This is a genomic window from Enterococcus sp. AZ079 (assembly GCF_050547255.1).
Taxonomy (GTDB): Bacteria; Bacillota; Bacilli; order Lactobacillales; family Enterococcaceae; genus Enterococcus_D; species Enterococcus_D casseliflavus.
On sequence record NZ_CP172955.1, the window covers coordinates 864,077 to 883,472 of the forward strand.

26 protein-coding genes and 1 tRNA gene are annotated in these 19,396 nt (G+C 39.4%); 17 read left to right on the plus strand and 10 right to left on the minus strand.

Annotated elements, in window-relative coordinates; translation table 11 throughout:
• Positions 1-35: 35 nt before the first annotated feature.
• Both IGJ15_RS04180 and IGJ15_RS04185 read right to left on the minus strand, forming a co-directional pair.
• Positions 36-1,073 (minus strand): tagatose 1,6-diphosphate aldolase, encoded by a 1,038-nt coding sequence (locus tag IGJ15_RS04180; protein ID WP_231435080.1) that lies wholly within the window; start codon positions 1,071-1,073, stop codon positions 36-38.
• A 137-nt stretch (positions 1,074-1,210) separates the two neighbouring features.
• On the minus strand, positions 1,211-2,473 hold the full coding sequence (locus IGJ15_RS04185) for an NAD(P)/FAD-dependent oxidoreductase (RefSeq protein ID WP_231435079.1): 1,263 nt from the start codon (positions 2,471-2,473) through the stop codon (positions 1,211-1,213).
• A 160-nt stretch (positions 2,474-2,633) separates the two neighbouring features.
• Here IGJ15_RS04185 and gdhA point away from each other — a divergent pair, with 160 nt between their 5' ends.
• The 3 genes from gdhA (at position 2,634) to IGJ15_RS04200 (ending at position 6,003) form a co-directional block, all read left to right on the plus strand.
• Positions 2,634-3,983 (plus strand): NADP-specific glutamate dehydrogenase, encoded by a 1,350-nt coding sequence (gdhA, locus tag IGJ15_RS04190; protein ID WP_010749697.1) that lies wholly within the window; start codon positions 2,634-2,636, stop codon positions 3,981-3,983.
• Between the two features lie 102 nt (positions 3,984-4,085).
• A complete protein-coding gene (locus tag IGJ15_RS04195; RefSeq protein ID WP_005229134.1) occupies positions 4,086-5,432 on the plus strand; it encodes a glucose-6-phosphate isomerase in 1,347 nt (448 codons plus the stop codon).
• Positions 5,433-5,793: 361 nt separating this feature from the next.
• Positions 5,794-6,003, plus strand: coding sequence for a hypothetical protein (locus tag IGJ15_RS04200; protein ID WP_231435078.1), 210 nt, complete (start codon positions 5,794-5,796; stop codon positions 6,001-6,003).
• Between the two features lie 61 nt (positions 6,004-6,064).
• Here IGJ15_RS04200 and IGJ15_RS04205 read toward each other — a convergent pair whose 3' ends face one another.
• From IGJ15_RS04205 to IGJ15_RS04220, 4 genes are all read right to left on the minus strand, one after another.
• Complete coding sequence (locus IGJ15_RS04205) at positions 6,065-7,867, minus strand: glycerophosphoryl diester phosphodiesterase membrane domain-containing protein (protein ID WP_231435077.1); 1,803 nt, start codon at positions 7,865-7,867, stop codon at positions 6,065-6,067.
• 172 nt (positions 7,868-8,039) lie between these two features.
• Entirely contained in the window at positions 8,040-8,639 is a 600-nt protein-coding gene (locus tag IGJ15_RS04210) for a TVP38/TMEM64 family protein (protein ID WP_005229140.1), read from the minus strand.
• Positions 8,640-8,827: 188 nt separating this feature from the next.
• Positions 8,828-9,298, minus strand: coding sequence for a threonine/serine exporter family protein (locus tag IGJ15_RS04215; RefSeq protein ID WP_016608602.1), 471 nt, complete (start codon positions 9,296-9,298; stop codon positions 8,828-8,830).
• Entirely contained in the window at positions 9,295-10,053 is a 759-nt protein-coding gene (locus IGJ15_RS04220) for a threonine/serine exporter family protein (protein ID WP_010749694.1), read from the minus strand. Before IGJ15_RS04220 ends, IGJ15_RS04215 begins: the two co-directional genes overlap by 4 nt.
• A gap of 278 nt (positions 10,054-10,331) precedes the next feature.
• On the opposite strand from IGJ15_RS04220, the gene IGJ15_RS04225 reads away from it, so the two are divergent.
• Complete coding sequence (locus IGJ15_RS04225) at positions 10,332-10,898, plus strand: TetR/AcrR family transcriptional regulator (RefSeq protein ID WP_010749693.1); 567 nt, start codon at positions 10,332-10,334, stop codon at positions 10,896-10,898.
• Between the two features lie 84 nt (positions 10,899-10,982).
• Positions 10,983-11,070 (plus strand) — tRNA-Ser (locus IGJ15_RS04230).
• Positions 11,071-11,212: 142 nt separating this feature from the next.
• Here IGJ15_RS04230 and IGJ15_RS04235 read toward each other — a convergent pair.
• The 4 genes from IGJ15_RS04235 to IGJ15_RS04250 form a co-directional block, all read right to left on the minus strand.
• Complete coding sequence (locus tag IGJ15_RS04235; protein ID WP_154694574.1) at positions 11,213-12,346, minus strand: tyrosine-type recombinase/integrase; 1,134 nt, start codon at positions 12,344-12,346, stop codon at positions 11,213-11,215.
• A gap of 109 nt (positions 12,347-12,455) precedes the next feature.
• A complete protein-coding gene (locus IGJ15_RS04240) occupies positions 12,456-13,166 on the minus strand; it encodes an Ltp family lipoprotein (RefSeq protein WP_154694573.1) in 711 nt (236 codons plus the stop codon).
• 93 nt (positions 13,167-13,259) lie between these two features.
• Positions 13,260-13,736: an ImmA/IrrE family metallo-endopeptidase gene (locus tag IGJ15_RS04245; protein ID WP_154694572.1), complete on the minus strand. Its 477-nt coding sequence runs from the start codon at positions 13,734-13,736 to the stop codon at positions 13,260-13,262.
• Between the two features lie 8 nt (positions 13,737-13,744).
• Positions 13,745-14,212, minus strand: coding sequence for a helix-turn-helix domain-containing protein (locus tag IGJ15_RS04250; RefSeq protein WP_154694571.1), 468 nt, complete (start codon positions 14,210-14,212; stop codon positions 13,745-13,747).
• A 153-nt stretch (positions 14,213-14,365) separates the two neighbouring features.
• On the opposite strand from IGJ15_RS04250, the gene IGJ15_RS04255 reads away from it, so the two are divergent.
• From IGJ15_RS04255 to IGJ15_RS04310, 12 genes are all read left to right on the plus strand, one after another.
• Positions 14,366-14,629 (plus strand): DUF739 family protein, encoded by a 264-nt coding sequence (locus tag IGJ15_RS04255; protein ID WP_194186166.1) that lies wholly within the window; start codon positions 14,366-14,368, stop codon positions 14,627-14,629.
• A complete protein-coding gene (locus tag IGJ15_RS04260; protein WP_041120560.1) occupies positions 14,629-14,955 on the plus strand; it encodes a DUF771 domain-containing protein in 327 nt (108 codons plus the stop codon). Before IGJ15_RS04255 ends, IGJ15_RS04260 begins: the two co-directional genes overlap by 1 nt.
• 13 nt (positions 14,956-14,968) lie before the next feature.
• Complete coding sequence (locus IGJ15_RS04265; protein WP_170927549.1) at positions 14,969-15,106, plus strand: hypothetical protein; 138 nt, start codon at positions 14,969-14,971, stop codon at positions 15,104-15,106.
• 4 nt (positions 15,107-15,110) lie between these two features.
• Positions 15,111-15,365 (plus strand): hypothetical protein, encoded by a 255-nt coding sequence (locus tag IGJ15_RS04270; protein ID WP_154694569.1) that lies wholly within the window; start codon positions 15,111-15,113, stop codon positions 15,363-15,365.
• A complete protein-coding gene (locus tag IGJ15_RS04275) occupies positions 15,358-15,651 on the plus strand; it encodes a hypothetical protein (RefSeq protein WP_430599301.1) in 294 nt (97 codons plus the stop codon). The genes IGJ15_RS04270 and IGJ15_RS04275 overlap by 8 nt, the downstream gene beginning before the upstream one ends.
• An 18-nt stretch (positions 15,652-15,669) precedes the next feature.
• Positions 15,670-15,891 (plus strand): hypothetical protein, encoded by a 222-nt coding sequence (locus IGJ15_RS04280; RefSeq protein ID WP_201705190.1) that lies wholly within the window; start codon positions 15,670-15,672, stop codon positions 15,889-15,891.
• Between the two features lie 169 nt (positions 15,892-16,060).
• A complete protein-coding gene (locus IGJ15_RS04285; RefSeq protein ID WP_230209406.1) occupies positions 16,061-16,885 on the plus strand; it encodes a rolling circle replication-associated protein in 825 nt (274 codons plus the stop codon).
• A 14-nt stretch (positions 16,886-16,899) separates the two neighbouring features.
• Entirely contained in the window at positions 16,900-17,307 is a 408-nt protein-coding gene (locus tag IGJ15_RS04290; RefSeq protein WP_154694565.1) for a hypothetical protein, read from the plus strand.
• Positions 17,282-17,782: a Holliday junction resolvase RecU gene (locus IGJ15_RS04295; RefSeq protein ID WP_412059275.1), complete on the plus strand. Its 501-nt coding sequence runs from the start codon at positions 17,282-17,284 to the stop codon at positions 17,780-17,782. The genes IGJ15_RS04290 and IGJ15_RS04295 overlap by 26 nt, the downstream gene beginning before the upstream one ends.
• Before the next feature lie 4 nt (positions 17,783-17,786).
• A complete protein-coding gene (locus IGJ15_RS04300) occupies positions 17,787-18,089 on the plus strand; it encodes a hypothetical protein (protein WP_154694563.1) in 303 nt (100 codons plus the stop codon).
• Entirely contained in the window at positions 18,049-18,423 is a 375-nt protein-coding gene (locus IGJ15_RS04305) for a hypothetical protein (RefSeq protein WP_230209405.1), read from the plus strand. The genes IGJ15_RS04300 and IGJ15_RS04305 overlap by 41 nt, the downstream gene beginning before the upstream one ends.
• Positions 18,398-19,396, plus strand: a complete 999-nt coding sequence (locus IGJ15_RS04310; RefSeq protein WP_430599302.1) for a tyrosine-type recombinase/integrase — start codon at positions 18,398-18,400, stop codon at positions 19,394-19,396. Before IGJ15_RS04305 ends, IGJ15_RS04310 begins: the two co-directional genes overlap by 26 nt.

Here is a 19,396-nt window from a genome sequence, read left to right on the forward strand (position 1 = left end):
TGAAATGCCGTTCACGGGGATTATTTTGTACTATTTTATTCCATTACTTCAATATCGAAAACCTCAATATTTTCTAAACCACCATAAAAGTCAAACCATGGAGTGGCATATTGTTTTAGAATGGCGTTTAATTCTTCAACATTTTCTTTCCCTTGGGTGTCCAGCCATTCCAGTAATGCTTTGGCGCCTTGCTTCCCATAGATTTCCACACTATCGCGCCAAGTTGCTCGTCCACCTAAGATTCCTGAGAATTTAGCACCATGTTGACCAGCAAAGGTCAATTCATCGCGAAAGACATTCGCTGGGACACCCGCACTCAAATAGATAAATGGTCGCGTCGCAGCGTCACTAGCTTCTTTGAAGTAATTGGCGGCTTCTTCTTGCGTATAGACGGCCTCTAAGCCTTCTTTTTGGAAACCTTCAACTAAGTCGAACTGAACCGGTACTTCGACTTTCAAAATATCGATATGGTAGTGATCTTTCGTCAGTTCCTGAATGGTTCGGATGACCTTGCTCGGTTTGATCTTGGCAAAAGCAGGTGATTTGTCATCTGTGATCTCATCGTCGTAAACGATTGGCTCTACAAATAACGGAATATCGGCCGCTTGTGCCTCCGTACCTAAACGTTCTAAAAACGCATGTTTGGTATCTAAAATCTCTTGCGGTTCATCTGGATTATAATAAACCAAGACTTTCGCAGCATCTGCCCCTTTTTTCACTAAGCGCTGCAGCGATTCATTGGGTAGAATTTCTGGCAAACGACCCTGCGTATTGACATCATACCCTGTTTTTTCATAGGAAAGGATCAAGCCAGCGTTGGGATTCTTTGCTTCGATCCCTAAGAAGCCATATTCCTCGTCTAACAAAATACTGCTGACATATTTGGTCAATTCTTGGGAAACCAACTGCTTGAATTCATAAATGTGTTCCATCGTAAAGTCATCCGGTCCAGTTGCCGCCTTCATCATTTTTTTCATGGAACCACGTTGGTCGATCGCTAGTGCGGCAATCACACCATCCTCATTTGAAAGTTTTTGCATTCGTTCAAATTTACCTCTTGAAATTCGTTTCATTAAAAAAACCTCCCTCGATCTTGCTATCTTTAGTCTACGCCTACTTTGAGAAAAACCCAACTAATAAGCAAAAAGAGAGGAGACCCAGGTGTTGGTAGCAACGGCAAGGATATTGCTGCCAACACCTGGGTCATCGATCAATAACTGAAATAACTAGCTGTTTCTGCTGCGTTTTTCCCTGAAACATGTCCAGTACAAAACGCTGCTGTAATGTTGAAACCACCTGTATACCCATTGATATCCAATAATTCACCAGCAAAATACAAGCCGTTGATTTTCTTGCTCTCCATGGTTTTTGGATTGATTTCTTTCAGATGGACCCCGCCACCAGTCACGAAAGACTTTTCTAACGGGAACGTGCGAACGATAGTGACTGAAAAGCCTTTGATCAAGGAATCGAGCGCAGCCAACTGTTCTGGTGAGGCTTTTTCAGCAACCAGCTCATGCAGGTCTAGCTGCTGCAAAAAGAAGGTCATCAAGCGCTCAGGCAAAAAGCCAGCTAAAGCATTCGGCAATTGTTTCTTCGAAGCCGCAGACTGAATCAATTCCTGGGTCAAGGCTTCATGGGATTTTGCTGGCAGACAATCCAGAACAACCGTCACGGGTTGTTGCTTTTTCAATTCTTGGTTCACAAAAGAGGAACAGCGTAAAGCAGCTGGACCAGATAACCCAAAGTGGGTAAACAAAAGATCCATGGTATGGGCGACGATGGGCTTTCCTTTTTGATCCAAGACACTCAACGTGATGTCTTGCAAGGAAATGCCTTGCAACGTCCGCTCTTGAATAAAGGAGTCTTCTGAAACAAGCGGCGATTCGGTTGGATAAAGTGGCGTAATGGTATGGCCGACTTTTTTTGCCATCTTATAGCCGTCCCCCGTTGCGCCCGTGGAAGGATAGGTGCGGCCACCTGTCGTCAAAATCACACTAGGGGCAGAGAACTCATCGGTTTCGGTTCGCACGCCGCGAATTTGACTGCCGTCATGGATCAGCTTTGTGACGACTGTGTTCGTCAATAGGGTGACGTGATGATCGTTGATTGCTTGAAGCAACGCTTCGACGATGGTTTTTGATTTGTTCGTCACAGGGAACATCCGTCCGTGGTCTTCTTCTTTTAAGACGACACCTAAGTCTGCGAAAAACGCCATTACATCATAATTATTGAATTGAGAAAACGTGCTATACAAAAACTTGCCGTTTCCTGGAATATGAGCAACTAAATCATCTACCGGCCGATTATTGGTTACATTGCAGCGTCCGCCGCCAGTCATCAATAATTTCTTGCCGATTTTTTTGTTTTTTTCGATTAATAACACCCGCGCACCTTGTTTGGCAGCAGTGATCGCAGCCATCATGCCGCTCGTACCTGCACCAACAACAATGACATCATAGGTTTTTTCCATTCTTTTCACCTCTTTGGGATTGTAACACATCGGCTATGAGTGCTGAAAGGATTGGTCGATTTTTTTCGAATAATAAAAAATTCTGACAATTCTAAAAAAAAGCGTGCAATTTCAGAAAATTTCTTTAAAATAGAAAATATCTTAAAGGAGGTAATGCACTATGACCAAAGCTTCAGCTTACGTGAAAGAAATTCAAGCGAAGATTCATGAGAAAGACCAACACCAACCGGAATTTCTTCAAGCAATTGATGAATTTTTGCCTACGATCGTTCCCTTTTTAGAGGAGCATCCAGAATATATTGAATCAAATATCCTTGCACTCTTAACTGAACCAGAACGTTTTATCCAATTCAGAGTCCCGTGGCAAGATGATCAAGGCAACTGGCAAGTAAACCGTGGCTATCGGATTCAATTCAACTCGGCAATGGGGCCTTACAAAGGCGGCTTGCGTTTTCACCCAAGTGTAAACTTGAGTATCTTGAAGTTTTTGGCGTTTGAGCAAATCTTCAAAAACAGCTTGACAGGTCTGCCGATCGGCGGCGGCAAAGGCGGAAGTGATTTTGATCCAAAAGGCAAATCCGATGCCGAAGTGATGCGTTTTTGCCAAAGCTTTATGACGGAGCTGTCAAAACATATCGGACCTGACTTAGATGTTCCTGCTGGCGACATTGGTGTCGGAGGCCGAGAAATCGGCTATTTGTTTGGTGCCTACAAACGATTGAAACAATACGATGCTGGTATTTTAACTGGTAAGCCATTAGACTTCTGGGGCAGTAAAAACCGCACAGAAGCAACGGGTTATGGCGCCGTGTATTTCGTTAAGCATTTATTGACAGACCTAGGTGAAACCTTTGCAGGCAAAAAAGCGATCGTTTCTGGAAGCGGCAATGTTGCGATCTATGCAATTGAGAAATTGCAAGAATTAGGTGCGATCCCTGTCACGTGTTCTGATTCCTCTGGTTTTATCTATGACAAAGACGGCATTGATCTGGCCTTGTTAAAAGAGATCAAAGAAGTGAAGCGTGAACGGTTGACGGCTTACGCCAAGGAACGTCCATCAGCCGAATATCATGAAGGGGCATCTGTCTGGGATTTTGATACACCAGCGGAATTAGCCTTTCCTTGCGCGACCCAAAACGAGATTGATCTCTCACAAGCCAAACGTGCAAAAGCCAATGGTGTCCGGGTCGTTTCTGAAGGCGCGAATATGCCTAGCTCATTAGAAGCAGCAGAATATTTTATTGAAGAAGGAATTTTCTACTGCCCAGGAAAAGCAGCCAATGCTGGCGGCGTAGCCGTTTCTGCGTTAGAAATGAGTCAAAACTCCCAACGACTGCAATGGGAAAAAGCTGAAGTCGATGCCAAATTGGACGATATCATGAAGTCGATCTATGAAGCATGCCGTGATACTGCTGAAACCTTCGATCAAAAAAATAATTTTATGTTAGGTGCGAACGTCGCAGGCTTTGAAAAAGTTGCTAAAGCAATGTTTGCTCAAGGACTTGTCTAAAATCACCCAACAGGCTACCTATCAGGAATTACTTGAAAAAAGTTGAAAAAAAACGTAAAGTAGGTAGTGTATGAAAAACTATTTTTTCAAGGAGGACAAATCATGTCACACATCAAGTTTGACTATTCGAAAGTAGCACCATTCGTGAACGAATACGAATTGAGCTACATGCAAAGTCAAGTTACAGCAGCAGACAAACAATTACGCGAAGGAACAGGTGCTGGTAGCGACTTTTTAGGTTGGATCGACCTTCCTAAAAACTATGACAAAGATGAATTTGCGCGTATCAAAAAAGCGGCTGAAAAAATTCAATCTGATTCTGAAGTATTAGTCGTGATCGGGATCGGCGGATCTTATTTAGGAGCGAAAGCAGCGATTGATTTCTTAAATCACTCTTTCTTTAACTTGCTACCAAATGAAGAACGCAAAGCACCACAAATCTTTTTTGCAGGTAATTCGATTTCTTCAACATACTTAGCAGATTTGATCGAAATCATCGGTGACCGTGACTTCTCTGTGAATGTGATCTCAAAATCAGGAACAACTACTGAGCCAGCGATCGCTTTTCGTGTTTTCAAAGAACGTTTGATTGAAAAATACGGCAAAGAAGAAGCCAACAAACGGATCTACGCAACAACGGATAAAGCGAAAGGTGCAGTAAAAGTTGAAGCAGATGCTGAAAACTGGGAAACCTTTGTGATTCCAGATGACGTCGGCGGCCGTTTCTCTGTATTGACTGCTGTTGGTTTATTACCAATAGCTGCCAGCGGAGCGGATATCGATGCCTTGATGCAAGGGGCTGCAGATGCTAGCGATGCTTACGCAAGTGACGACCTTGAAAAAAATGAAGCGTATCAATATGCAGCAATGCGTAACATCCTTTATCGTAAAGGCAAAGTAACCGAATTGCTGATCAACTACGAACCAGGCATGCAATACTTCTCAGAATGGTGGAAACAATTATTCGGCGAGTCTGAAGGAAAAGACCAAAAAGGGATCTATCCTTCAAGTGCAAACTTCTCAACAGATTTGCATTCTCTTGGGCAATACATCCAAGAAGGCCGTCGCAATATCTTTGAAACAGTTGTTAAAGTTGAAAAACCACGCAAATCAATTGCGATCCCTACACAAGAAGCAGATCTTGATGGTCTTGGCTACTTAGAAGGAAAAGAAGTTGATTTTGTTAATACGAAAGCCTTTGAAGGAACATTACTTGCACATACAGATGGGGATGTACCAAATCTGTTAGTAAAAATTCCTACAATGGATGCATACACGTTAGGTTACACCATGTACTTCTTTGAGATCGCTGTGGGTATCTCTGGCTACTTAAATGGCGTGAACCCATTTGACCAACCAGGGGTTGAAGCGTACAAGAAAAACATGTTCGCCTTACTTGGCAAACCAGGTTTTGAAGATCTTGCAAAAGAATTGAACGAACGTCTATAATTCGATAAAGAAACGCCTTGAGCCAGTCTGATTGGCTCAAGGCGTTGTTTTATTTTCGTATTTGTTGTGTTACTAGTTCGTTGGGCCAATAAATCAGCGGTCTTCTTTTAATCCCCAAAGCAACGCAGCAGACAATAGTCCAAAGATACAGGTTTGAATAATTGGCATTTGGCTCATCTCCTTTTGATTTCCTTTAGTATAAAATGCTTTTTAAGAAGTGGCACGAACAAACCAGTGTGTTTCAACGAACGAAACTGTCATTTCTTGGTGACAAATGCGTGATGAATTGAAATAAAACGTTTTCAATTTGATGCTTTTTTGTTATTATATCTTTAAGAAAGAAAACGGTTGAGGTGAGGATATGGAGAATATTACGATCGGTGAAAAATATGTCTGCCAACCTGTCGGGGCCAGCAAGCCTCTGATTGGTGTGGTGGAAAAACTATACGTAAATACGGCGTTGATCGTCGTTTCAAGTTATGAAGAAGAAGATCAAGTACAAGTAGAAGCTTGTAATCGTCGGATGATCGTCAGTTTCAATAAAATTTGTACGCAAACGAACGTTGCCTAACCAACTAGCAAAAAATGCTGCTCAACGGAACACCGTGAGCAGCATTTTTCTTCGTGTGAGATCAGCCAACGCCGATCACAAAATTCAATAGTTTGTCTGAATAAGTCATATCTTCTTCCGTCACACTCAACTCTTCATTTAAGATCTCCATCTGGTCAGTAATGATCCCGTCCACCCCGTAAAAACGCATCCGGCTGATAGTATCCGCATCATTCGGGGTCCAAACGAACACTTCCTTGCCATCGGTTCGGGCAGAAGCGATGAAGTTGCGGTTGATCGTACTGTATTCCATCGTCAGAAAATCAGCACTGGTCAGTGGTGGCCCCACGACATTGAAGGGCATGATGTAACCTGAAATCAATTGAGGCGCCTGAGCCTTTAATTCCTCAACAACTGTATAGGAGAGACTTTGCATAATATGACCATTTGCAAGGAGGTCCTCTTGATATCTTGCTAAAAAGGCATTTACAAGTTCCGCGGTATCTTTTCGCTGCGTTTTGATCTCCACCAGCAGTTTTTGGTCCAATTGGTTGGCAAGTGCCAAGTACTCATCAAAGGTTGGAATACGCGCTGTCTGATTGTTTTCCGAAACTGTCAGTGATTCGGCGTAACTCAAAGGCAATTGCTCTGGTTTGCCATGACCACCTGTCAACGGACGGTAAGAAAAATCATGATAAACAATAAAATGACCATCACTGGTTTGCTGGACGTCCATTTCAACATAATCCGGTTGGTACTTCTCGCTAGTAAAGCGTAGTGCTTCAAGAGAATTTTGGACCCCTTGTCCGTCGCTGACCCCTCGATGGGAGATCGTTACCGGATGGATCGAAGCAGCTGAAGTCAGATAGTTCATATTATATAGACTAACACCGACACCGAAAAGCACCGTTACCAAGGTAAACAACGAACTTTTTAGACCTAAGAAGTGACGCTGGTTCAATGGTTCTTGGTGGAACCATGAAGGAATCTCTGGTAAAAAGCCTTCATCATCCATGAAATCAACGATGATGTAAAAAATGGCTACCGTCGATAAAATGACATTCAGTAACAAGATAAACTGCAAGAAAGTCATAATAAAAACAGCACTATACAACGCATAGTTCGGTGTAATAACTTCAATCACCGCCTGAATGGTAATCAGCAAAGTGAAGCCCAGTGTCGAAATCAACAAGATGCTGCCACCGATAAAGACAAATTGTCCAACGATGGCAAAAAAACGGCGTTTTGTTACTTGGAGGCTTTCTTTGATCGCTTTTCGAAAGGGCAGATCACGTAATATCATTTCTGGCAAGGCAAAGATCACGCGAATCCCCAAGTAAATCAACAAAACATAAACCAACAGCACTGCCCCGATGATCAAGACACGGTTGGCAAAAATGAAATCCATGATAAATGCGGGAATTTTGATTTTTGCGAGTAAATCAGAATTAAAACTCAACCCACCGATCGGTAAAATCAGTAAGAAGTAAAACAGGAAAAATAAAAAGGTCATCGGCCGTAATTTACGCAACTGCAAAACAGTCATCCGTAACAATTGCCGCAAGCTGATCGGCTGTTTCTTTTTAATAAAATAGACACTTAGCAGCAAAAAAGTAAACTCAAAAAAGACGGCTAATAAAATCAAAAGTAAAATCAGTGTTAATGAGAGCAGCACGACTGGGTGGTCGGTAAAGATACTGCCAATATTATCAAAAGAAAGGTAAGGCAAGCCCCCACGTTTTAAGACGAACTTGGTGGAAGCCGATAAGATTGGGATCACTAAGAACAACAAAGCACCGTGCATCAGTAACACATCACGGAAGTAGGCATTGCTGTCTTTCAAAAAATCCCAAGTGTTGACTAAGCTGTTTTTTAAATAATTCATTGTCGTCATCCTAACAAAAGTAAGTATTTTGGTTCCTATTTATTCTAAAAAGGCGGAAAAAAAGAGTCGAACAGTTTCAGAAGCACATTCGCCACAGGTATAGATCCCTGTATGAAAAGCAGCTCCTTCATGTTCGGCTCAATGAATTGATCGTTTTTCTTACCTATTTTTCTTATCCGCCTAACAAACCAGTTAAGAATGTTCCACCATAAATCAAAGCCATGCTGTACAAGAAAATTGAAGCAGGTTTTGCCAACAAAATAATCAGCGTAAATTTCTTCACTGTCATGTTGGTCAAGCCAGCCATTAGACAAAGGGCATCATCTGGGGCGACTGGTAGAAAGATTGCAAGGGCGAAAAGTTTTTCAAATCGGCTTTGGTTATCTAACCAGCCAATATATTTATCGTAAGTTTTGTCACTGATCATACTTAAAATGAATGGTTTACCGTATCGTCGGCCTAGCAGGAAAATAATGACAGAACCAATACTGATTCCTACATAGTTATAAACGAATCCTAGATAAGGACCGAAAATCAACACACCTGCAGCGCTGGAGACACCACCGGGAATGATCGGGATCACTACTTGCAAGATCTGCAAAAGGATAAAGACGATTGGTCCTAAGATAACGGAATTTCCAACTAGACCTCGCAGTGCATTAATGTCTTTGAAAACACCTAGATTGATAAAATAGATCGTTAATGCGATAGATAAACCTAAGCCAATAATAGAAATCGTATTAATGATACGACGAGAAGTTGCTATGCTCACAGGACTTCATCTCCTTTATGTTTCATAATCCCACTATACGGGGTGAGACCAGAAAAATCCAGTAAAACAAATGACAAACGTCAAACAGTTTTGTAAGGTATGCCTTTATTATAAAAGAAGTCCGAAAAGAAAACATTGTACTAAAGTCTGAAATAAGAAAAATTTATAGTTTCTGCGCACCAATAGTTTCAGGAGATTTTTTTATCTGAGGGATGTTTTTTCGTTCGCTTCATTTGCCAACGATTAACGATCTTTTCAACCACACTCGTCATCATGAAGCCTCCAGCGATCGCCCCAGCGGTGATGACAACGATCATCAGATTTTCAAAGCCGACAAAGTTGTCGCCCAAAGCGAATTCTCGAACGGCTTTGTAGGCAGGACCACCCGGTACGAGAGGAACGAGGCTAGGAATGTTAAAAATGATCATGGGCATTTTTTTTCTGCGGGAAAAAAAGATGCTGACGCAACCGACGGCAAATGCGGCTAAGAAGTTGGCGCTGCCTAGACCGTAGCCAATCGTTTTCAATGACCAATAGATCATCCAGCCAACCGTTCCAGCGATGCCTGTTGCAACTAAGGCTCTTTTAGGAATATTGGTCAAGATACCAAAGGTCACGGTGCTTAAAAAGCTAAAGGAAAGGTGAATAAAAATCGTCATGAGATCCCTCCAAATAAGGTGAAGACCGTGGCGATGCCAACACCGATCGCGGCAGCTGTGAAAATAGCTTCAGTTCCCCGAGCAGTCCCACTGATGAGATGGCCTGCCAAAATATCCCGAAAGGAATTGGTGATCGCTACACCAGGAACTAAGGGCATGACGGCACCGATAATCAAATTATCGACGTTTTGTGCGACATGAAGAGAGACCGCTAGAAGAGACAAAGTACCGATCAGTAAAGAGGCGCAAAACATATCCAAAAAGCGGATATCGATGACTTTTTTGACCCAATAGGCGCATAAAAATCCCAGACAGCCAATGACAAACGTTGCTAGAAAATCAAACCAAGCACCGCCGAAAATAATCATTAAAGTACTGCTGACCACGCCCGCACTAAACACCTGCAGCCAATAAGGAAAACTTGGTGTCGTTGGATTGACCTTTTTTAATGCCTCGTGCAGTTCCACTAACGAGATTTTTTTTTCAGCATAGGCACGGGACAATCCGTTGACGGCAACAATTTTTTCGAGATTGATGACTCGATCATGAACATTTTCTACTTGTGCATAGTGGCTACTGCGTAAGCCCATAAAAAGTCCAGTTGCTGTTACATAACTAATGCTGCCTTGCTCCCCGGCATTTGCTGCAATTCGATTCATTGTATCTTCCACTCGATAGACTTCCGAGCCGTTTTCCATCATGATTTTTCCTGCCAACAAACAGGTCTCCAATAATAGCTCTTTTGATTCAGCCATTTCCAAACTCCTTTTTCAATCGAATTTGCGCACTACATTCTTAGTGTACAATTTCAGCGAGTTTTCAACAAGGAAGAAAAGTAGATTTGAAAAATAACTAGCAGCCAATGCGTAGGATTTTTTGTGATAAATGAAAGGAGAAGCACTTCTTTTAATTAGTAAACATTCGTTTTTAATGAACAAAGTGAATAGAAATAAGATAACGGATGGAGTGTTTTATTTTAAAAAAATGAATATCTCGGTTACAATTAAATAAATATAAAAAGGGGGATTTATTGATGCGAAGGAAGGTCTATACAAGAGAACACATTTTGAAGGCCGCTTATGAACTGATCAATAGAGAAGGTTTTGGCAATTTTACGGCCCGGAATATCGCTAAGCACATGGGAATTTCTACTCAACCGATTTATCTTGAGTTCGAAAATATGCAGGACTTAAAAAATACCTTGGTGGAGGCTGTTTTCAAAGATTTATCGGAAAATGTTTTTCCAGTTGTTCGAACAGGAGACAAACTTGTTGATTTAGGCCTGAATTATATACGCTTCGCTCAAGAGCAGCACAATCTCTACATCGCCCTTTTTATCGACGACTATGGCGGGGGGAAATTGATGCATGATTTTTCATCGACCTATTTCAAATCCTTGATCAAATCAGAAGAAAAATATGCGGATCTTTCAGAAGATGCGGTAAATGCACTACATAATGGCGCATGGATCGTTGTGACTGGTTTGGCTTCCTTAATGTCGGCGGGTATCATCACACCCACCGATGACCAGATCATCAAAATCATCAACGAGACCATTGAAGGCGTAATCGAAAAGAAAGATAGCTACATCTTCGATTAAAGAACAAAAAATCTGCATCCCATTACTTATTGGGTGCAGATTTTTCTTGACATTTTTAATAAAACTAGCGAAAATAACTGTTATGGAGAGTTGGCAGAGTGGTAATGCAGCGGACTCGAAATCCGCCGACCCGGTTCATCCCGGCGCGCAGGTTCAAATCCTGTACTCTCCTTATGAAGAAACCAGAAGAACCCCTGATTATATAAGGAATGCTTATATATCAAGGGTTCTTGTGTTTTTTAATATATAAGAAAGTGGAAGAAAACTAGAGAAAATAAGATTATTTTGCACCGATTTTGCACGAGATTAAGGATTCATGCAAATAGCTCACCCATTGTCGTGCTAACGATTTGAGATTCTTTTTGTTCCATTTCATCAAGAATATGCTGATAAATACCTAATGTCGTTTCAATTTTTTTATGGCCCAAACGTCTGGAAACGTATTTTAGATTAACACCTTGATAGATAAGTATTGATGCATGTGTATGTCGAAGGCCATGAAAGTTTATAGGTTGATCTATTCCAATTTTCTTTTGATGTTTCTTCAACGTTTTGTTTACTGCAGAGTTTGATATTAACTCCATATCGTCATTTAAAAAAACTAGATTTTTCTCATTCTTTAGTATTCTGCCAAAGTAATATTCACGTTGATGTTTCTTTAATTGTTTCAGAAGATCAAGAGTGAAGTCGTCAACAGTAATAAGGCGCATTGATTGGTAATTCTTAGTATTTGAAAAGTCTTGTTTGTATACATAGTCCCATGTCTTCTCAACCCTAACAGTTTTATCTTCAAAATCTATACAGTTCCAAGTCAATCCAAGTATTTCCGCATATCGCATTCCTGTAGCAATACCTAAAAGAATCATATATCTGGATACGTATGTTGGTTTGATACCATCAATTAAAGAATTTGTGAGTTTTTTGGTTTCATTGTAGCTTAGGAATTTATCTCTATCTGATTTATCTGAAACACCACCACGAGATGAAACCTTATAAGTAGGGTCCTTGAAAATAATTCCTTCTTGCAGTGCATCTTGTATCGCTGCTTTCATATAGATGTGAATTTTTGAAACAGTGGAGGTTCGTCGCGTTTTAGCGAATTCATTCAACTTCTGTTGGTATATTTTCCTATTCAAATCTTTAAGTTTTATTCCTTTGAAATTTGCTTCCGCAAATTTTATAGACTTTTCTATATCGGCATCATTTGCTTTAGAAAACTTTCCTTTTCTATAAACTTCATACCATTCTCGAAAATAAACAGAAAACTCCTGGTCAGAATCAGAAATTCTAAATCCTTCAGTTAGTTTCTTTTCAATAGCAGCAGCAGCTAGATGCGCTTCTTTTTTTGTTGCAAATTTTCCTTTTGTTTTTGTTTTATATTTACCATCAGTATCTTTATAAGAGACACGATACTGCCATCCGTTTTCTTTCTTTTGAATACTAGCCATATTGATTCAACTCCTTAGTTTTGCTACAATAGGCATGACTAAATAAGCCTTACGTTTATTTGTGTCCAGCACGTCCTCGACCGCCAAGAAGAGGGACGTGTTTTTCTTATTAATCTAAATTATTAACAGCGTAATCAGCTTCTTCTTGTGTAAACTGACCTCCGTGTTCAGAAACTAATTGATCTCTAATACCTTCAGGAGACATTGACATGCTTTCTTGATAACTTTTCGCTTGTTCCAATGCATTAGCATTCCAATCAGCTTTAATGTTATCAATAGCGTATTGTGCCTCTTCAGCAGTAAACTGACCGCCATTTTCAGAAATTAGTTGATCATAAATTCCTTGTTTAGACATATGCATTGAATCAGAATAAGATTCAGCTTGTTCCAATGCGTTAGCATTCCAATCAGCTTGGATATTATCAATTGCATATTGGGCAGCATCAGGTTGAAATTGACCACCATACTCGGACACTAGCTGATCATAAATTCCTTGTTTGGACATGTGCATTGTATCTGAATATGATTTCGCTTGATTCAGTGCAGATTTAAATTCGCTAGAAACATTATCTTCTGGCTTAGACTCTTTTTCAACAACAGTAGATGAACTTTCTTCTTTAATTGATGAATCCGTCGACTTATCTGCGACAGAAGAGCTGTTTGAAGGTTTTTCGGCAGCAGAATCATTATTACCACCAGATAAACCGTTACCCACTATTGCTATAAAGATAATAGCTAATACCCAAAACCAAACCCTTTTGTAAAATGGTTTCTTAACCTTGTACATTTTACCATCTTCGCCTCTAACTCTTTTTGCCATTTTTCTTTCCTCATTTCTTTGATATAATATATTTGTACAGTCTCAGAAATGAGTAGATCTTTTGGGAGCGGGAACTTCCAAAAGATTTTTTGTTTATCCAAAAATTTTAATAGGTTCCACGAATATAAACTCATTGTCGAATGTAAATTTATAGTTGCGATGAAAATGGTATTTACCGTATTTATTGAAGTAGTGAATGAGGGTATCTTCAAAAAAATCGGGAGTTACGTTCAAGTGTTCGCTGCATTCATAAATGTTGTTACATCCATTCAAAGCACAGTCTAAGAGATCATCAAGTGTGATCAGAATTTCAATACCATATCTTCTAGCTTTCCATTCTTCTTTCCAAGCCTCGGGATCTTTATAATTAAGAATATTTCCAATAGTTCTTTTATGGTGACCGAATTCTTCAGCCAAAACAACCTTCTTTTTTCTACTTGATTTATTTTTATCTAAGTAGATCCGATTGTTTCTATAAAGACCTATATATCCAGTGTCCTGTTCTAAAGGTAATTCTATAACTGGAATTTCGGTCGTAACCTTTTTTAAAAGGTTTTCATAATCATCCATTTGCAACCCTACTTACCATCAAATTTTTTATCAGCTTCATCAAGGTATCGATTAAGTTCAATAAATTCTTTTTGACTAATCCTTTTGTTAGGATCGTCGGAGTGGGCAGCAATAGTGAAGTTTTCTTTATTCTGTTCGTGCATTTTGTATCTAGCAAAGTCGAGTACATCATCTTTTTTACTAGTATCTAGATTTTGGAAAATATCTATTAATTCAATTTGTTTAGGATCTAAATCATTCAAAAAAGTAGATTCATGGCTTTCTCTGGTCATTGGTGAGTCCATTCCCATGAGCCATGCTTCATTTACTTCTAAAACATTTGCCATAAGGAAGATGTTATCTTGTTTCGCTTCGTATTTTCCATTTATATAGTCGCTAATAGAGTTACGACCAATTCCAGTACGTCTAGCCAATTCAGCTTGAGATATATTTTTATTTTTTAAAGCTATTTTTAGCCGATCAGAAAAGTTGTTCATTATTCTGTACACCCCTTTACAATGATTATACTGTTAAGAATTCTGAATAGCAAGTAAAAGATACAGAAAACTGAACAAAATCTGTTGACATTCTTTTTTTTATAAACTATGATGGTTTTGTACAGAAAACCGAACAGTTTGGAGGGGAAAAGAGTGAAAAAAATAGACATTGTCTACGATTATGAATTGCTGAAGGATAAAATATCAGAAAAAGGACTTACCCAAGAAACGTTAGCGCCTAAACTCAATATGAGTAGAACATCGTTGAATCTAAAAATGAATAGCAAGTCAAATTTCACGCAAACCGAGATTAAAGTTATGGCTGAATTGCTAAATATTCCTTCAAAAGAACTGGGGAATTATTTTTTTAAAGGTTTTGTACGGAAAAATGTACAAAACATTGGGGAGGTGATTTAATGTCTCAAACTATTGAAATCAATACACCGATTCAAATCTTAATACCTTCACATTTAAAAGTTGTTGAAATTGAAGAATATGAATCATTAAAGAAAAAAGATTTGATGGGTCAAACATGGACAATGGATGATCTCAAGGAACGATTGCAAACTACTGACGAAGATTGGATAAAGGAAAAAATCCTTTATCCAAACAGAGAAATACTAGATGTCAGGAATGGCGGTTTTGTTCGTTACTCAAAAGGCAAAGGGAATCCTTGGAAATTCAATGCTTTAGAAATGGCGAAGTATTTGCAAGAAAACTGGGCAAATATCATGTCAGATTGAAAGGAGGGATTTTGTGAATAAAAAATGGTTAGCAACACTCCATAACAATCCATTGTATAAAGCACGTCAATTACAAGGGATTGCTTATGCCAGTTTATTGTTAAATGGTATTTTGTTAGCTATTTGTTTCCTATTAATGATTGGAGGGTAACTAGATGTTTAAAGAGAGAGAAATTATTTTCACAACCAATCGAATGTATGTTAAGCCATACACTCAAAAAATTAAGTCGATTATTTGGAATAAGTTTGAATCGTCATGTGAAGTAGAGGATCGTTCATTTGATAGCGATGAGGCACCAACGATTGCCTTATATTTCGTTGTTTCAGATGATCAGTTCCAAAAGTTACAAATGGCTATCCCTAAGTTGCTACCGGATTTAGTAAGTAAAGGAGGAATTCAATATGAATAATGACAAGTTAGCCCTATCTTTAGCCGATAAGTTGATGGCAAAAGTCAATAGTTTGCTAGATGCAGAAGTTCGAACAATTACTAACGATTTACAGGATACTCAAAAGGACATTGAAGCAAAACGCACGATCTCAATAAAGGTTGGAATCAAAGTCACTAGTGATCATCGGGGAATTACCATTGATGCAGAATCAAATCATGGATTACTGAAACGAGAATTGGAACCAGTTGTTTATCCAATTGATGTCAATAATTCTGGACAGATAAATTTGTTCGAAGATGAGTGAAAGCTGCAGGTGATGTAGATGTTATCAAATGCGATCGATTACTTGGAAAAAATGCCTGCAATTGTAATGCAGGTTCGTATGAGAAAACGTGGCGAGAATTATGTATACAGTATTGAAGCGAAAACTGAGCGAGGCAGAGTGGAGACGTTTCAGCTGCGTGGAAGGACTCTGTACCACCATATTTTTCATCTGGGAAAACCAACCGAAGAAAAGGTTCTTTTCCAGTTTTCAGAACAATAAAAAAAGCCGCCAAAATTGGCGACTTCTGAGAATGGTATAACTTATTCCCTGACAAGATAAGTATACCATCCTCAGACTATTTTTGCAAAAAACGCTGCTATTTCGGCGTTTTATCGTCCTTGTATTAGATACTAACTTAACGGACGTAGAAAATTCTGGGGTGTTTGTCATGAAGAAATCATTTGTAAGAGAACGCAGAGTGGAAGCAGGACCATATAAAGAAATCCGACTTTACAGTAGGACGATCGAGCAAGAACGAAAATGCAGAGAACCCAGAGGTAGGAGAAAGAAAGTAACTGGCTTATCTCAAGCAAGATGGAATCAAGCCCAAAGTAAAAGAAAGGCCGCATTGTTTCTATATGCAAATTTTGGAGAGAAAGATTACTATGCAACATTCACTTATTCCGATCAGTTTCTACCTGAAAAGCCTTCTGATGCCAAGCGTGATCAAGAAAACACTTTGAAAAAACTTAAAAGGCTCTATGAGAAAGAAGGGTTCGAACTCAAGTACATGTGGTTTACCTCTTATCAATACGATGAGGAAGTAGGCTATATCACTCGAATCCATCACCATATCGTTTTTAACAATGGACCATCAAGGGATGCAATCGAGAGTGTTTGGTCTAAAGGACGAGGAAAGAAGAAACAGCCTCTTGGTCGAAGGCAAGTGCAAAACATTCAATATGATTCAGATGGGATGCAAGGCTTGGTCAATTATTTAACTGGTCAAGAGAAATGGGAAAATCGCCAGTGGAAGAAAGGTCAAAAGCGATGGTCCAAGAGTCGAAACCTTAAAGAGCCACACGAAACAACGAACGATGATTATTGGTCATTTAGAAAACTAAATAAATTAGGTATGTCCAATGATGATGGAGCAGAGGAAATTCTTAAGAGGTTTCCCCAATACCGGATTTTAGGAGATATATTAAAAATTTACGATGAGGATCGTGGATGGTATTTCAAAATCGAACTGTTCAGAAATGATGATGGATAGAGAAAGAGGTAGAAATGGAAAGTAAACAAACGTATCTGGTCGCCTGCTTTGATAAATCAGATTGTATCGACACGATGCAGGAAGTCTTTTTGATGTTAAACATTGATGATCAAAACAAAGGGAAATTTTCTCCATGTATTAAAAAATTGGAAATCAAATCAGAAGCAAAGGAAATCCGGTTTCTTCACAATCAGCAAATTTGCGATGCTGCATCAAACAAATTAAATGATCATTCAGCATACACAGGAATAGTTAAGAGTGATCGGTATTCACAATTCGTATGCTTTGAAGATAAAGCACACTATGAGCGCTTTTACCGTAGAACACTGGATACATTTGGTCAAAATGACAAAGAAGGATTTATTACTAAACTAATGCAGAAAGTAGGTAGAAATGATGTCTTCAAGAAATTACCAAAATAGAGTCAACAATGATTCGGGCGATATCTTTGAAAAAATGATTGATCAAGGATGTTGGTACTACAGAACAAAAGAAATTGCTTTAATTGAAAAAACGCCTGAACCGTTTCGTGTTAAGAAAATAATCGGCGATGGCAGCATGATCGTTTATCCGATTGGTAAAGCTCAACCAGATTATAAAGGCACTCTCTGGGATGGACGTGCCATTGTTTTTGAAGCAAAGATGACCACAACGGATCGATTAAAAAAATCAGTGATCACACAAAATCAGGCGGCCTTGTTGGATCTCCATCAAAAATTAGGAGCGATGGCAGGTGTTTGTTGCATGATCAAAAAGACCGTTGGGTTTATCCCGTGGAGTGATTGGCAGAACATGAAAGCAAAATATGGCCGTCAGTACATTCTTGAAGAAGAGTTGGAAGAATATCAGGTTGCTACGCCGGGCTACATCGATTTTCTGAATAAAACGAATTGGTGATCCTATGGATCAAAGAATAACCAGTTTCAAAGTAGCGCGTGTCGAATTCACCATGTTTTGCAAGATACGAGGATGGACGGTTGAGTATTTTTCTAATAACCCCAAGAATTACCGTCAATACTATGCAAGATGTTATGTTCCAGAAAAGGCAGATACCTATCATTTTATTATTACGCTTTCAGGGAAATACTATCGCCTTCTTGGAAATAAGCAGTGGGAGCCTTATGAATATGTGTTTAAGCCAGCAGATGCAGGAGGTGATCAAGATGAAACAGAATCAGCGAGCGATGAAGCAGAAAGAACGTGAAAAAAAGAAGCGTCATCGAGAACGTGCTTTAAAACTACAACGATTGCTTTATCTTTCTAACCTTGATGATCGAGAGATTGATCCAGTAATCGAGGAAGAGCGAGAAGCATTGCGTGTTGAACTCTGGAGAGGGGAGCAATCCCATTTGCGAATTGTAGAAGTGCTGTACAAAGGCGAAGTTATTTTCACAGGTACTCGGAAAGACGTATGTCGGAAGTGTAAAAAAGCAAATCGAACGATGAGCGATTTATTACGTTATGGTCATGAAGATAAACAAGGACGAACATATCGCTATAAAGATTGGAGTGATGCCATTGCAAGAAAAGCTGATTAATAAGATTTTACTTGAAATTGAACAAGAATTCGATGGCTTACAGTTGAAGAGATTGAAAAATATTCTAACGGTTGAATGCTCTAAGTACTCAATTATCGAGCAACGAAATGAAATGGTTATCTATGATGAAACATCTGATGTTGCCGCTTATAAGCAATTTTTCGTCTCGAAAAAAATTCAAGGTCTTTCAAATGGAACCTTAAACCTTTACATGCAGACAATCAATCTTTTTATGAGGACTGTGCGAAAACCATATAAAGAAGTGGACACAAATGACATAAGGTTGTTTATTGCAAATAGGGAGATGATCGACAAAGTCAGCAAAGGCACCCTTGCTAGAGAACGGGGCTATATTGTCCGTTTCTTCAAATGGTTATATACAGAAGAGTATATTATTAGGGATCCAGGGGCGAGGGTAGAAAACATCAAGGTACCTAAGCGTAGGAAACAGGAGTTTAGTGAATTTGAAGTCGAAAAAATCCGATCATCGGCGATGAACCCAAGGGAAGTATTGATAATTGAGTTGCTATTAAGTACGGGCTGTCGAGTATCAGAATTGGTTTCACTAAGTTTCAAAGATTATAACAAGGAAAATGATTCCATCACTGTTATCGGGAAAGGTAATAAGCAAAGGGTTCTTTATCTCAATGCCAAAGCTAAAATGGCACTGGAAAACTATTTGCTAAAAGTACCACATGAGGTTGGCCCTATTTTCTATGGTAAATACAAAGGACGTCAGATGACTGTTGCAGGAGTACAAAAATTGGTTAAGCGATTAGGTGAGCGTGCAGGTGTAACAAACGTCCATCCACATAGATTTAGACGAACTGCAGCTACTATGGCCAGAAGGCATGGAATGCCGATCGAACTGGTTATGAACTTTTTAGGACATGAATCAATTGACACAACGTTGAAATATTCAATGATCGGCGATGAAGAACTCAAGTTGTCGCATCAGAAATTTGTGAGTTAG